Raw genomic sequence first — 13,518 nt, forward strand, 5'->3', positions numbered from 1 at the left:
ACTCCCCTCCCCCGATTGCGGGGGAGGGGCTGGGGGAGGGGGTGTCCGCAGGCTGCCCCTCGCCCCGGGAAAGACGCAGCGCATTGAGCACCACCACCAGGGAGCTGACGGACATACCGATGGCCGCCGCCCAGGGCGGCACCAGGCCGCACACCGCCAGCGGCAGTGCCAGCGCATTGTAACCCAGCGCCCAGGCCAGGTTCTGGCGCACGATGCGCCGGCATTTCAGTGCCAGCGCCACAGCCCGGGGCAGCACGGCGAGGTCGCCGCGCAACAGAATCGCATCGGCCCTGGATTGGGCCAGGTCCGCGGCGGACATCATCGATACGGACACGTCGGCACCGGACAGCACCGGCACATCGTTGAGGCCGTCGCCCACCATCAACACCCGCTCGCCGCGCTGCTGCAGCTCGCGCAGCCGCGCCAGCTTGTCCTCCGGGGAGGCGCCGGAGCGATATTCATCAATGCCGGCCTGCGCCGCCAGGCGCGCCACTTCCGCGGACTGGTCGCCGCTGAGTAGTTCCACCGCCAGCCCCGCCCCCGCCAACTGATCCACCGCCGCTTTCGCCGTGGAGCGCAGGCGATCGCCCAGGGCTATCCAGGCGACAGCCCCACCCTCATCTGACAGCAACAGACACTGTCCTTCGCCCGCGGGCACCTGCAGGGGCTGTGACAGGGCGAAGTCGGCGCGCCCCAGCCGGTAACGGACACCCTCGATCACACCCTCCAACCCCCGGCCGGTGTGCACGCGCAACCCGGTTGCGGAGAGGTTGCCGGTCCAGGCGCGAAAAGCCCGCGCCAGCGGATGGTTGCTCTCCGACTCCAGCGCCGCCGCACAATCCTTCACTCGCTGCGGCGTCCAACCCTCGCGCAGGATTTCGATGCGCAGGATGCGCGGCTCGCCCCGGGTCAGGGTGCCGGTCTTGTCGAACACCACCCGGGTGAGCCGGGGCAGTGTTTCCAGCACATGGCCGCCGGCCACCAGCAGTCCCAACTGCTGCAGGCGCAGGGTGGCCGCCGCCAGCGCCGCCGGTGTGGCCAGGGACAGAGCGCAGGGACAGGTCACCACCAGTACCGACAGCGCCACCCAGAAGGCCCGGTCGGGCTCCACCTGCCACCAAAAAGAGAAGGCGCCCAGCGCCGCCAGCAGCACCAGGCCGACAAACACCCCGGCGACCCGGTCCGCCAGCGCCACCTGTAGCGGCTTTTCCAGCTGCGCCCGCTCCACCAGTTTTTCGATCGCGGACAGGCGGGTGGCCTCGCCGGCGGCCAGCACTTTTATCCTGAGCGGGGAATCGCCGTTGACGCTGCCGGCAAAAACCCGATCGCCTACGGTTTTTTGCTGCAGTGCCGACTCGCCGCTGAGCAGGGATTCGTCCACCCCGCTCTCTCCGTCGCAGACCTCGCCGTCCGCGGGAATGGTGTCCCCCGGGCGCAGCAGCAGGCGATCTCCCGGTGCCAGCGCCGCCACCGGTACCGACTCCTCGCCGGAGCCGGTGAGGCGGGTCGCGGTCAGCGGCAGCAACTGCGCCAGCCCGCCCCGGGCGAGCCCCGCGCGATGGCGCGCGCGCATTTCCACGGTGCGCCCCAGCAGCAGGAAAAAGGTGAACATGGAGATGGATTCGAAGTACACGTCGCCGGTATTGAATACCGTGGCGTAAAAGCTCGCCGCGTAGGCCAGCCCGATGGCCAGGGATACCGGCACATCCATACTCAACTGGCCGCCGCGCAGGCTGCGCAGGGCGGCGGAGAAAAAAGGCCGCGCGGCATAGAGGACCACCGGGGTGGCCACCAGCAGCGACACCCAGCGCAGATAGCGCTCCAGTTGCGGATCGATGCCGGAACTGGCGCCGAAGTAGAGGGCGATGGCGAACATCATCACCTGCATGGTGCCCAGCCCGGCCACGCCCAGGCGGCGCAGGGCGCTGCGCTGTTCGTCCCGGATCAGCCGCTCGCTTTCAGCTGCGGTGGCCGGCGCCGGTCGGTAACCGATGCGCGCCAGTTCGGCAAACAGCCGGCACGGCTGTATGGCCTGGGGATCAAAACAGATTTGTGCGCGCTGGCTGCTCGCGTTGACCGAGACTTTTCCAACCCCGGGCAGGCGACCCAGGTGCTTTTCGATCAGCCAAACACAGGCGGCACAGCTGATACCGCCCACCAGCAGACCGGCAATTTTCAGGCCGTCTTCATGTTCGCGCACAAACTGTTTTTGAACTTCCGGCAGGTCGTAGGCGGCCCAACTGGCAGAATTGGAACCCGACACTGCCGGCTCCGGGCGCTCGCTGCAGGTATCGCGATAGCGATAGAAGTTGTCCAGGCCCCCGGCCACAATGGCGCCGGCCACTGCCTCGCAGCCGGGGCAGCACATGGGTCGTTCAGCTCCGTTGATCAGCACCGAGTGACGGCTGCCGGGGGGCACCGGCAGGCCGCAGTGAAAGCAACTAATTGCGCTCATTGGCTGGCGGGATTGAGGGGTGCGGCGTCTCCCAGGTCGAAATCGATTTCGCCCTTGAGGCGCCACTCCGCCTTCAGGTGTCGGGCCGGGTGCAGTTCCGGCATCAGGCGCAGGTACCAGCGGTGCTGCAGAGGCTGGTCGATGGACCCGGCGTAGCGCCCTCCGCTCTCGCGGGTGAGCAGGATATGCCGGTCCTGGTCCGCCTCCACCGGGTGGCTCAGGGTCAGCAGCAGCCGCTGCGGGTATTCGAGATCGCCGTTCAGTTCCAGCACCACTTTGCCGGCGCTGCTTTGGAACTGTAGCATCCCCGCCAGCCCCAGCTCGCGGGCGCGCTCGTCCTGGTGGGCGCTGTAGCGATACATGCGGCTGTCTTTGTAGTAGGTGTCGCTCACGGTGTCGTCGGCATAGCGCACCGAGATGGTCACCATAATCGCACCGACCACCACCACCAGAATAATCGGCGACAGCACCAGCCAGAGCCAGGGCTCGCGGTACCAGGGTTTCGAATTGTGTTCGTTCATAATGCTATTAAAAATGGTTACCTCTTCCCCGGCGCTCTATAGCCAGGCGGGTGGCGGCCCTGCTGCCGGCCATCCATGGCCGCGTAAGGTCTGGCAAAAAGCCCCCGGCATCAGGACCTTCTCATTAAGCTCCAGTAGCCTTCCCCTGAGCCCTCAATATTACGGTTTCGGTCCAATAAACACCGTCTGGCGCTTGTCCACCAGTTCCGGCTCATCCACTGCCTGCACCACGATATAAATATCGTGCTTCGCATCCTTCAACTGCTCCTTCGGTATGCTCACGCGGATGGGCACGGCAAAAATTTCGCCGGCCTTCAGGTAGATATCCCGCGGCATACGCAACGTATAGTCGTATCCGACTTTACCCTCCACGCGGATGGAAAATTCGTGTGGGGCCTGGTCCATGTTGTTGATCTTGACGGTGTACACATTCTGGATCAGTCCCTGTGTCTCCCGGAACAACCGCGCACCGCGGTCGCGCAGGACTTCCGCCTCGATGGGGCTGCGGGTAACCACCTGCTGCACGAACAGTCCGGCCATCAACAGCAACACCAGGGCATAGCCGAACAGGCGCGGGCGCAGCAACTGGGTTTTGCCGGTTTCCAGTTCGTCCTCCGAGGTGTAGCGAATCAGCCCGCGCGGATATTCCATTTTGTCCATCACGCTGTTACAGGCGTCCACACAAAGGCCGCAGTTGATGCACTCGTACTGCAGGCCGTCGCGGATATCGATATCCACCGGGCATACCTGCACGCACCAATAGCAGTCGATGCAGTCCCCCAGCCCCTCGGCGCGGTAGTCGATGCCTTTCTTGCGCGGGCCACGGGTCTCGCCGCGGCGGGCGTCGTAGTGCACCGTCAGGGTGTCGCGGTCGTACATCACCGACTGGAAGCGCGCATAGGGGCACATGTATTTGCACACCTGCTCGCGCAGGAAACCGGCGTTCATATAAGTGGCGAGGGTAAAGAAGCCCACCCAGAAGATCCCCTGGGGATGGGCCTGGAAACCGGCCAGGTCCACCACCAGGTCGCGAATACCGTAGAAATAACCCACGAATGCCAGCGCCGTGGCCAGGGAGATAAAAATCCAGATGGCGTGGGTGCCGCCCTTGCGCAAAATCTTTTCCGCACTCCAGGGGCCGGCGTCCAGCTTCATGCGCTTGTTGCGGTCGCCTTCACAGATGCGCTCAGCCCAGATAAACATCAGGGTCCACACCGTTTGCGGGCAGGTGAAACCGCACCAGACCCGCCCCAGCCAGGTGGTGACCGCAAACAGCGCAAAGGCGGCGATGATCAGCAGCCAGGCGAGCAGGAAGCCGTCCTGGGGGCCGAAGGTGGTCCAGAAAATGTGGAATTGCCGCGCGGGCACATCGAAGTGTACCGCCTGGCGGCCTTCGATATTCAGCCAGGGGATAAAGAAGAACAGCGCCAGCAGCGGCAGGCCGGTGTATTTGCGGATACGGGTGTAAAACCCGCGGATATGCCGGATATAGACCTTGTCTTCGGACTCGTAGAGCATGCGATAGCGCACTTCGCCATCGCCGTCCTGCTCTTCGCGCGTGGGAATTCGATCGGTCATGGTTCGAAGATCGCCGATTTGCACAGCCGAAGGCTGTGAATGCGCGATTGGGCATTCGCGCTGTAGGAGCGGCGGGGCGGCCATCCGCCGCTGGCCGCTCCTACAACAAATACAGTGTCAGATCGCATATTCCGCATTCAGCATTCCGCATTCATCATTGCTGTACCTCTTCCTGGCGGGAGAGGCTATATACATAGCCCGCCACCAGCTTGATCTTGTCTTCGCGCAACTTGTCTTCCTGCTTCGGCATCTCGTTGCTGCGGCCACTGCGGACGGTGTGTTGTATCTGCTCGCGACTACCACCGTAGAGCCAGATATTGTTGGTCAGGTTGGGGGCGCCCATGGCCTGGTTGCCCTTGCCGTCTGCACCGTGACAGACATGGCACACAGCGCCGAAGATCTTCTGGCCCTCAGCGGCCATGGCAGTATCGTGCTCCAGCCCGTTCAGAGCCAGTACGTATTCCGCGGCATTCCTCACACCCTCTTCGCCGATCACTGCCCCCTGGGGCGGCATAGTACCCTGGCGACCGTCGTGAATCGTCTTGAGGATGTCTTCCGGAGAGCCGCCGTAGAGCCAATCGTTGTCGGTCAGGTTCGGGAAGCCGTAGTTGCCGCCGCCATCGGCGCCGTGGCATACGGCGCAGTTGTTGGCGAAGATGCGCGCGCCCATTTTCAGCGCTTCGCGGTTGTCGGCGATCTCTTCGACAGACATTTCCACATACCGGCCGAAGGTCTCATCAAACTGCTCTCGGGCCTTGGCCTCCTCGTTCTCCAACTGGCCTACGGAGGTCCAGCCGCTGAAGCCCTTGAAGTTGCCCAGCCCGGGGTAGATCGCCAGGTAGATGCCGGTAAAAACCAGTGTGGCGACAAACAGCAGAAACCACCACCTGGGCAGGGGGTTGTCGTACTCTTCGATACCGTCGTACACGTGACCGGTGGTACGGTTTTCCGGATCTTCCTGGTCGCTCACCGCAACCCGGCGGTTGGCGAATAATATCCAGGCGACCAGTGCCAGGTTGGCGAGAGTGAGCACAATGACCCATATACTCCAGAAGGTACTCATTTATCGTCTTGCCTCGTATTCTGTTTTGCCGGTGTTTCGCTTTCTTTTTTCTCGCCAGCCTTTCTCGCTGACCGCTCGGACAGCTCCTCATCGGCAAACGGCAGTTCGGCGTCCTCTTCAAAGCGCTTTTTGCGCTTGGGGGAAAAAGCCCACCAACAGATTCCCAAAAATGCCAGCGTCCCCAGGACGACGCCGATTACTCGCAATGTGTCAATATCCACGAATATCCCGCTCCGTTAGCGTTTCTGCTGAACCAGAACACCCAACTGCTGCAGGTAGGCGACCAGCGCGTCGATCTCTTTTACCCGGCCGCCCACAAAGGGCTCGCCGGCCTTGGCGATATCCTCATCGGTATAGGGCACGCCCACTGTGCGAAGCGCGCGCATCTTGATGGCAGTGCGATCGCCGTGGACCACATTGTCAAACAGCCAGGGGAAGGAAGGCATATTGGATTCCGGCACCACGTTGCGCGGGTTGTACAGGTGCGCGCGGTGCCACTCGTCGGAGTAGCGGCCGCCCACGCGGGCCAAGTCCGGGCCGGTGCGCTTGGAACCCCACAGGAAGGGGTGATCGTAGACGGACTCCTGGGACATGGAATAGTGGCCGTAACGTTCCACTTCGGCGCGCAGGGGGCGCACCATCTGCGTGTGGCACACGTGGCAACCCTCGCGGATATAGATATCCCGCCCTTCCAGTTCGACCGGCCCCAGCGGCTTGAGGCCGGCGATGGGCTCCACGTTCGCCTCGATAAAAAACTGCGGCACGATTTCCACCAGGGCGCCGAAGCTGATGGCGATGATGGTGAATATGATCAGGATGCCGACGTTCTTCTCTACTATGTCATGATTTTTCACGATTCGACCTCCTAAACCGCATGCGGCACTGGCGCTGTGTTGTCATTGCGGGCCACATCTTCCTCTTCGGTGACGGTGCGGAACACGTTGTAGGCCATTATGAACATCCCCAGCAGGAAGAGGGCCCCGCCCAGCCAACGCACTACGTAACCCGGGTGACTGGCGATCACGCTCTCCACAAAGCTGTAGGTCAGCGTGCCGTCGGCGTTAAAGGCGCGCCACATCAGGCCCTGGGTGATGCCATTGACCCACATGGCGGCGATGTACAGGACGGTGCCCACGGTAGCCAGCCAGAAGTGGGCGTTGATCAGCTGCACGCTGTACATCTGCCTGCGGTGGAAGAGCACCGGTACCAAGTGATAGATGGCGCCGATGGAAATCATCGCCACCCAGCCCAAGGCGCCGGAGTGCACGTGGCCCACGGTCCAGTCGGTGTTGTGGGACAGCGCGTTGACCGTCTTGATGGACATCATCGGCCCCTCGAAGGTGGACATGCCGTAGAACGACAGGGACACCACCAAAAAGCGCAGGGTCGGGTCGGTGCGCAGTTTGTGCCAGGCGCCGGAGAGGGTCATGATGCCGTTGATCATGCCACCCCAGGAGGGGGCGAGCAGGATGATCGACATCACCATCGCCAGGCTCTGGGTCCAGTCCGGCAGCGCCGAGTAGTGCAGGTGGTGGCCGCCGGCCCAGACGTAGATGGAAATCAGCGCCCAGAAGTGCACGATGGACAGCTGGTAGGAATAGATGGGCCTGCCCGCCTGCTTGGGCACGAAGTAATACATGATGCCGAGAAAGGCGGCGGTGAGGAAGAAGCCCACCGCGTTGTGCCCGTACCACCACTGGATCATCGCGTCCTTGGTACCGGAGTAGATGGAGTAGGACTTGAACGGCGCGACCGGGATTTCCAGGTTATTGACGATATGCAGCGCGGCGATGGTGATGATATAGGCACCGAAGAACCAGTTGGCCACATAGATGTGCGAAGTCCGGCGCTTGGCGATGGTGCCGAAGAACACCAGTGCGTAGGCAACCCAGATCAGCGCGATCAGGATATCGATCGGCCACTCCAGCTCCGCGTACTCCTTGGTGGAGGTGTAGCCCATGGGCAGGGTGATGGCCGCGGCGACAATCACCACCTGCCAGCCCCAGAAGGTAAACGGGATCAGCCAGCCGCCCCACAGGCGGGTCTGGCAAGTGCGCTGCACCACGTAATAGGAAGTCGCGAACAGCACACTGCCGCCGAAGGCAAAGATCACCGCATTTGTGTGCAGCGGGCGCAGGCGGCCAAAGTGACTGAAGGGCTGCCAGAAGTTGTTCAACTCCGGCCACGCAAGCTGCGCTGCGATCAGCACCCCCATACCCATACCGAAAATACCCCACACCACCGCCATAATGGTGAACTGGCGTACTACGGTGTAGTCATAGTCCGGCGTATCGCCGGCCTTTGCCACGGTTGTCGTCATCGTCTTACTTCCGTTACTTTTTAAAATTCGTGCTCTCGCGGCCGGCTACACAGATGTATCTCACGGGCAGGGATTTAAACGCACCCGTTGCCGGCGGGAACTGATCTATATCAATTTTCTTCCCTTGCCGGCGGCAATCCGCAGTCTCAGGGCATTCAATTTGATGAAACCCTCGGCGTCCTTCTGGTCATAGGCACCGGCATCCTCTTCAAAGGTGGCGATACGCTCGTCGAACAGGCTCTCCGCGGAGCGGCGGCCCACGGCGCTGACGCTGCCTTTATACAGCTTCAGGCGCACCTCACCGTTGACAACCTGCTGGGATTCATCAATGGCCGCCTGCAGCATGCGGCGCTCCGGGGACCACCAGTAGCCGTTGTAGATCAGCTTGGCGTAGCGCGGCATCAGCTCGTCTTTCATATGTGCCACCTCCCGGTCCAGAGTGATGGACTCGATGGCGCGGTGCGCCTTGAGCAGGATGGTGCCGCCGGGAGTCTCGTAGCAGCCCCGGGACTTCATGCCCACGTAGCGGTTCTCGACGATATCCAGGCGGCCAATGCCATTGGCGCCGCCCAGTTTGTTCAGCTTCTCCAGCAGGGTCGCCGGGCTCAGGCGCTCGCCGTCGATGGCCACCGGATCGCCGTTCTCAAATGTCAGGGTGATATAGAGAGGTTTGTCCGGCGCCGCTTCCGGACTCACGCTCCAGCGCCACATGTCCTCCTCGGCTTCCGCCCAGGGGTCCTCCAGCACACCGCCCTCATAGGAGATATGCAGCAGGTTGGCGTCCATGGAATAGGGGGACTTCTTCTTGCCGGAGGAGAAGTCCACCGGGATCTTGTGCTGTTCGCAGTACTGCATCAGCTTTTCGCGGGAAGTGAGGTCCCACTCCCGCCAGGGGGCGATGACCTGGATACCCGGCTTGAGCGCGTAGGCGCCGAGCTCGAAACGCACCTGGTCGTTACCCTTGCCGGTGGCCCCATGGGAAATGGCATCGGCACCGGTCTCGTTGGCGATCTCGATCAGGCGTTTGGCGATCAGCGGGCGGGCGATGGAGGTGCCCAGCAGGTACTCGCCCTCGTAGATGGTGTTGGCGCGGAACATGGGGAAGACGAAATCGCGCACATACTCCTCGCGCAGGTCGTCGATATAGATATCCTTCACCCCCAGCGCCTGCGCCTTGGCGCGCGCCGGTTCCACCTCCTCGCCCTGGCCGATATCGGCGGTGAAGGTCACCACCTCGCAGTCATAGGTTTCCTGCAGCCAGCGCACAATCACGGAAGTGTCCAGTCCGCCGGAGTACGCAAGTACCACTTTGTCGATTTTGCTCATTGCTGTCCTCTGCTGGGAATAAGCCGCCACACAGAGCGCTACCACGCCCCGGAGAGTGTCGGTCTGGGAGGGATTATTGTTGGAAGTGTACCCATGATAAGCGGTTGGCCCGCCTTTTTCGGGGCGCGATTGTAGCGCCTCAACTCGCGGACGACTAGCGCCAGCAGGCTACCGACTCGCCATTGTACATTTCTTAACCAGACAATTCATCGCAATTTGGCCGCGCTTCGGGTAGCATTCGCGGCGCTGATCGCATCCACTAACCACCGGCCATTTGACCACAGCCTATGATGGAGCAACCCACCCTCCGCGTCACTTTACGTACTCCGGACGACTGGCATATCCACCTGCGCGACGGCGCCGCTCTCCCGCGCACCGTGGGCGACGCAGCCAGGCAGTTTCGCCGCGCCATCGTGATGCCCAACCTGGTGCCGCCGGTAGTAGATGCGGAAGACGCCCTCTCCTACCAGTTGCGCATCCGCAAGCAGATTCCCGAGGGCAACTCCTTCGAGCCGCTGATGGTGATCTACCTGACCGACCGGACCAGTGCGGAAGTCGTCCGCCAGGCCCATCGGGCCGGCGTGGTCGCCGCCAAACTCTATCCCGCTGGCGCCACCACCAACTCCGATTCCGGGGTCACCGATATCGCCAACATCTACCCGGCGCTGGAGGCCATGCAGGCATGTGGCATGAAACTGCTGCTGCACGGGGAAGTCACCACCGCGGATATCGATATCTTCGACCGCGAGCGGGTATTTATCGAAAAGATCCTGTCCAGGGTGGTGAACGACTTTCCACAGCTGAGAATCGTGCTGGAACATATCACCACCGCCCAGGCGGCGGAATTTGTCGGCCAGGCTCGCGACGGCGTGGGCGCCACCATCACCGCGCACCACCTGCTGTACAACCGCAACCACATGTTGGTAGGCGGCATCCGGCCCCACTACTACTGCCTGCCGATCCTCAAGCGCAGCTACCACCAGTCCGCGCTGATCGAAGCGGCCACCAGCGGCAGCCCGAAATTCTTCCTGGGCACCGACTCTGCGCCCCACGCCCAGCACAAGAAGGAGACCGCCTGCGGCTGCGCCGGCTGCTATACCGCCTTCAGCGCCATCGAACTCTACGCCGAGGCTTTCGACCGCGTCGGCAAGCTGGACAAGCTGGAGGGCTTCGCCAGCGAGTTCGGCCCGGATTTCTACGGCCTGCCGCGCAACACGGATACCATCACCCTGGAGAAGCGGCCCTGGGCCCTGCCGGAAAGCCTGGCCATGGGCGAGGAACAATTGATTCCCCTGGCCGCCGGGGAGGTATTGAGCTGGCGGTTGGTATGATTGGGGACTCGGGACTCGGGACTCGGGACTCGGAACTTCCGGGATTGTGCCGTAGGAGCCTGCTTGCAGGCGAAAAGCTACGGAGTTCTGTTCTTTTCGCCTGCAAGCAGGCTCCTACAGGGAAAGATCCGTAGGATGGGCAAAGCGAAGTGTGCCCATCCTACAAATAAGCTTCGAAACCAAGTCAGATTTTTGATTTTTAAGGACCCCAAGTGACCCCCGCGGAAGAACCCACCGGACCCAAAAGCCTCCTGGCGCAGCGATTTCGCGGCTTCCTGCCCGTAGTGGTGGACCTGGAGTGCGGCGGCTTCAATGCGCGCACCGATGCCCTGCTGGAAATCTCCGCAGTGATCCTGGATATGGACGAAAGCGGCGTGCTCAAACCGGTGGAGACCCACAGTTTCCACCTGGACCCTTTCGAGGGCGCCAATATAGAGCAGTCGGCGCTGGACTTTATCGGCGTGGACCTGGAATCCCCGGATCGCGACGCCGTTCCCGAGGAAATCGCCCTGCCGGAACTCTTCCGCAAGGTGCGCGCAGCGGTAAAGAAACACAGCTGCACCCGCGCCGTGGTGGTGGCCCACAACGCCCATTTCGACCTCGGCTTTATCAACGCCGCCGTGGACCGCTGCGGCATCAAGCGCAACCCCTTCCACCCCTTTTCCTGCTTCGACACCGCCACCCTCGCCGGCCTCGCCTACGGGCAGACGGTACTGGCCAAGGCCTGCCAGGCGGCCGGTATCGAGTTCAACAACAGCAGCGCCCACTCCGCCGAATACGACGCGGAGAAGACCGCGGAACTGTTCTGCGGTATCGTGAATCGATGGCGGGAACTGGGGGGATGGCCCCCGCGGGAATCAAGCGGCGACTGACTTGTTCGACGGTCACTGGCCGCAAGCAACAACCGAAAGAATTCAGCGCGTAAACGATGGCCAAGGGCAGCAGCGAACAGACCCGTTTCTGGCAATCCCGTGAGCTCGGCGGAGTGGAGTTGCTGCACGCGCAATATCTTGAGCAGCGCTTCGCCCCCCATGTGCATGAAGGCTTTGTGTTCACGGTGATCGAACGGGGTGCCCAGCGCTTCCGCCACAAGGGAGGCGAACACCTGGCGCCGGTGGGCAGCATGGTGCTGATCAATCCCGACGAAGTGCACACCGGCTCCAAGGCGCATGAGCAGGGATGGAGTTACCGCGGTTTCTACCCGGACAATGCCCAGGTTGTCGGAGTATTGGAGGAGCTGCAGCTGGGCCGGAGGGGGCTGCCCACATTCTCGGCCAGCGTGCTGCATGACCCGCAGTTACACCGGCGCTTTGCCCAGCTGCACCGCCTGCTCGACGGCGGCGCCAGCGCCTTGCAGCAACAGACCGCCTGGCGCGAGGCGATCCTCCTGCTGTTCCAGCGCCATGCCCATATTCCCGAGGCGCCGTCGCCGGGGCGCGAGCCGCAGGCAGTGGCGCTGGCGAAGGAACTGTTGAGCAGCCGTATGGCCGAGCCGCCATCGCTGGAGCAACTGGCGGCGGCGGTCAACCTGTCGCCGTTCCACTTCGCCCGGGTTTTTCGCCGCGCCACCGGCCTGCCGCCCCATGCCTGGCTCAGGCAGCGACGCCTGGAGCATGCACGCGCCCTGCTGAAGGATGGCTGCGCGCCGCTCGACGTGGCCCTGCAACTTGGCTTCGCCGACCAGAGCCACCTGACCCGCCAGTTCAAGCAGGCCTATGGCGTCGGCCCCGGCGAATATCGCAGGGCCTGCACCCGGTAGATATCCGCCGCACAACTGCGCAAGATCGTTCAAGACCTGGCGCAGCGGCGGCGCTAGGCTTCCGGGTCAGGAGGAGAACGTCCATGACCCGCTTGCAAGAATTCACCCAGGGCGCCCGCGACATGCTGCCGATGCTGCTCGGCGCCATGCCCTTCGGCATCATCTTCGGCAGCCTGGCCGGCGCCGCCGGGCTGAGTGCCTGGCAGACCCTCGGCATGTCGCTGCTGGTGTTCGCCGGCTCGGCCCAGTTTATCACCATCAGCCTGCTCAACGCCGGCACCGGCTTGATCGTGCTGTTGCTCACCACCTTCGTCGTCAACCTGCGCCACGCCCTCTACAGCGCCAGCCTGCAGCCCTTCGTGCGCCATCTGCCCAAGCGCTGGCGGATGCCGCTGGCCTTCTGGCTGACCGACGAGGCCTACGCGGTGGTGCTGCATCGCTACACCGGGTCCGATGTCTCGCCGAACAAGCACTGGTATTTTTTCGGCGCGGCGCTGGCCATGTACCTGAACTGGCTACTGAGCACCCTGATCGGCGTACTGTTCGGTAAGAGCGTGCCAAATCTAAGCGCGTGGGGGCTGGACTTCGCCATGCTGGCGACCTTTATCGGCATCGTCGTGCCCACGCTGCGCAACAGCCCCCAGGTGGCGGCAGCCCTGGTGGCGGCCGCGGTGGCCCTGGCCTGTTATGGCCTGCCGTACAAGCTCGGCCTGATGGCGGCGGCATTCAGCGGGATAGCCGTCGGCGTGATGCTGGAGCGGCGCAAGGAACAGATGGTGGAGGAGCTGGCCTGATGGACAACTGGCTATTGATTCTCGGCATGCTGGCGATCACCTTTTCGATCCGCTACAGCCTGTTCGCCTTTCCCGACCTGCGCTTCCCGCCGCTGGTGCGCCAGGGCCTGCACTACGTGCCGACCGCGGTGCTCACCGCCATCGTGGTGCCGGGCATGCTGTTGCCGGATGGCGAGCACTGGTCCGTGGGTCCGGACAATGCCTACCTGCTGGCCGGGCTGGCGACCATCGCCATCGCCGCCCTCACCCGGCACCTGCTGGCGACCATCGGCGGCGGGCTGCTGGTGTTCTTCCTGCTGCGCTGGACATTGGGCCAGTTGCCGCTCTGAAGGCGGTGTTGCCGAGCGGGCATCGCCACAGGCGCCAGCCCC

At 63.0% G+C, this 13,518-nt stretch carries 13 protein-coding genes; 5 read left to right on the forward strand and 8 right to left on the reverse strand.

Translation table 11 applies throughout. The annotated features are described in order from the left end of the window. The 8 genes from ACRC0P_RS15495 to ACRC0P_RS15530 all read right to left on the reverse strand — a co-directional run. Nucleotides 1-2,455: heavy metal translocating P-type ATPase (locus ACRC0P_RS15495; RefSeq protein ID WP_438632209.1), on the reverse strand; the 2,455-nt coding region annotated here is incomplete at its 3' end. Further along, complete coding sequence (locus ACRC0P_RS15500) at nucleotides 2,452-2,976, reverse strand: FixH family protein (protein WP_438632210.1); 525 nt, start codon at nucleotides 2,974-2,976, stop codon at nucleotides 2,452-2,454. The genes ACRC0P_RS15495 and ACRC0P_RS15500, both read right to left, overlap by 4 nt. 159 nt (nucleotides 2,977-3,135) lie before the next feature. After that, nucleotides 3,136-4,554: a cytochrome c oxidase accessory protein CcoG gene (gene ccoG / locus ACRC0P_RS15505; protein WP_438632211.1), complete on the reverse strand. Its 1,419-nt coding sequence runs from the start codon at nucleotides 4,552-4,554 to the stop codon at nucleotides 3,136-3,138. A 154-nt stretch (nucleotides 4,555-4,708) separates the two neighbouring features. After that, entirely contained in the window at nucleotides 4,709-5,617 is a 909-nt protein-coding gene (gene ccoP / locus ACRC0P_RS15510; protein ID WP_438632212.1) for a cytochrome-c oxidase, cbb3-type subunit III, read from the reverse strand. Beyond that, complete coding sequence (locus tag ACRC0P_RS15515) at nucleotides 5,614-5,838, reverse strand: cbb3-type cytochrome oxidase subunit 3 (RefSeq protein WP_438632213.1); 225 nt, start codon at nucleotides 5,836-5,838, stop codon at nucleotides 5,614-5,616. Before ACRC0P_RS15515 ends, ccoP begins: the two co-directional genes overlap by 4 nt. Nucleotides 5,839-5,853: 15 nt before the next feature. After that, nucleotides 5,854-6,471 carry a cytochrome-c oxidase, cbb3-type subunit II gene (gene ccoO / locus ACRC0P_RS15520; RefSeq protein ID WP_438632214.1) on the reverse strand — a complete coding sequence of 206 codons (618 nt, stop codon included), beginning with the start codon at nucleotides 6,469-6,471 and terminating at the stop codon, nucleotides 5,854-5,856. Between the two features lie 11 nt (nucleotides 6,472-6,482). After that, nucleotides 6,483-7,937 (reverse strand): cytochrome-c oxidase, cbb3-type subunit I, encoded by a 1,455-nt coding sequence (gene ccoN, locus ACRC0P_RS15525; RefSeq protein ID WP_438632215.1) that lies wholly within the window; start codon nucleotides 7,935-7,937, stop codon nucleotides 6,483-6,485. Between the two features lie 105 nt (nucleotides 7,938-8,042). Then, nucleotides 8,043-9,263: an argininosuccinate synthase gene (locus ACRC0P_RS15530; protein ID WP_438632216.1), complete on the reverse strand. Its 1,221-nt coding sequence runs from the start codon at nucleotides 9,261-9,263 to the stop codon at nucleotides 8,043-8,045. Nucleotides 9,264-9,553: 290 nt separating this feature from the next. On the opposite strand from ACRC0P_RS15530, the gene pyrC reads away from it, so the two are divergent. The 5 genes from pyrC to ACRC0P_RS15555 all read left to right on the forward strand — a co-directional run bounded on the left by pyrC (nucleotide 9,554) and on the right by ACRC0P_RS15555 (nucleotide 13,476). Next, nucleotides 9,554-10,594 (forward strand): dihydroorotase, encoded by a 1,041-nt coding sequence (gene pyrC, locus ACRC0P_RS15535; RefSeq protein WP_438632249.1) that lies wholly within the window; start codon nucleotides 9,554-9,556, stop codon nucleotides 10,592-10,594. A 212-nt stretch (nucleotides 10,595-10,806) separates the two neighbouring features. Continuing rightward, nucleotides 10,807-11,466 carry a ribonuclease T gene (gene rnt / locus ACRC0P_RS15540; protein ID WP_438632217.1) on the forward strand — a complete coding sequence of 220 codons (660 nt, stop codon included), beginning with the start codon at nucleotides 10,807-10,809 and terminating at the stop codon, nucleotides 11,464-11,466. Between the two features lie 56 nt (nucleotides 11,467-11,522). Beyond that, entirely contained in the window at nucleotides 11,523-12,353 is an 831-nt protein-coding gene (locus tag ACRC0P_RS15545) for an AraC family transcriptional regulator (protein WP_438632218.1), read from the forward strand. Nucleotides 12,354-12,436: 83 nt separating this feature from the next. Further along, nucleotides 12,437-13,147: an AzlC family ABC transporter permease gene (locus ACRC0P_RS15550; RefSeq protein ID WP_438632219.1), complete on the forward strand. Its 711-nt coding sequence runs from the start codon at nucleotides 12,437-12,439 to the stop codon at nucleotides 13,145-13,147. Beyond that, nucleotides 13,147-13,476 carry an AzlD domain-containing protein gene (locus ACRC0P_RS15555; RefSeq protein WP_438632220.1) on the forward strand — a complete coding sequence of 110 codons (330 nt, stop codon included), beginning with the start codon at nucleotides 13,147-13,149 and terminating at the stop codon, nucleotides 13,474-13,476. The genes ACRC0P_RS15550 and ACRC0P_RS15555 overlap by 1 nt, the downstream gene beginning before the upstream one ends. The last annotated feature ends 42 nt before the right edge of the window (nucleotides 13,477-13,518 follow it).

The organism is Microbulbifer sp. (assembly GCF_051659245.1).
Classification (GTDB): domain Bacteria; phylum Pseudomonadota; class Gammaproteobacteria; order Pseudomonadales; family Cellvibrionaceae; genus Microbulbifer.

Excerpts from the sequence above, each read along its gene's own strand:
- ACRC0P_RS15500 (WP_438632210.1), bottom strand. The coding sequence starts at position 2,976 with ATGAACGAACACAATTCGAAACCCTGGTACCGCGAGCCCTGGCTCTGG.
- ccoG (WP_438632211.1), bottom strand. The coding sequence starts at position 4,554 with ATGACCGATCGAATTCCCACGCGCGAAGAGCAGGACGGCGATGGCGAA.
- ccoP (WP_438632212.1), bottom strand. The coding sequence starts at position 5,617 with ATGAGTACCTTCTGGAGTATATGGGTCATTGTGCTCACTCTCGCCAAC.
- ccoN (WP_438632215.1), bottom strand. The coding sequence starts at position 7,937 with ATGACGACAACCGTGGCAAAGGCCGGCGATACGCCGGACTATGACTAC.
- ACRC0P_RS15530 (WP_438632216.1), bottom strand. The coding sequence starts at position 9,263 with ATGAGCAAAATCGACAAAGTGGTACTTGCGTACTCCGGCGGACTGGAC.
- pyrC (WP_438632249.1), top strand. The coding sequence starts at position 9,554 with ATGGAGCAACCCACCCTCCGCGTCACTTTACGTACTCCGGACGACTGG.
- ACRC0P_RS15545 (WP_438632218.1), top strand. The coding sequence starts at position 11,523 with ATGGCCAAGGGCAGCAGCGAACAGACCCGTTTCTGGCAATCCCGTGAG.
- ACRC0P_RS15550 (WP_438632219.1), top strand. The coding sequence starts at position 12,437 with ATGACCCGCTTGCAAGAATTCACCCAGGGCGCCCGCGACATGCTGCCG.
- ACRC0P_RS15555 (WP_438632220.1), top strand. The coding sequence starts at position 13,147 with ATGGACAACTGGCTATTGATTCTCGGCATGCTGGCGATCACCTTTTCG.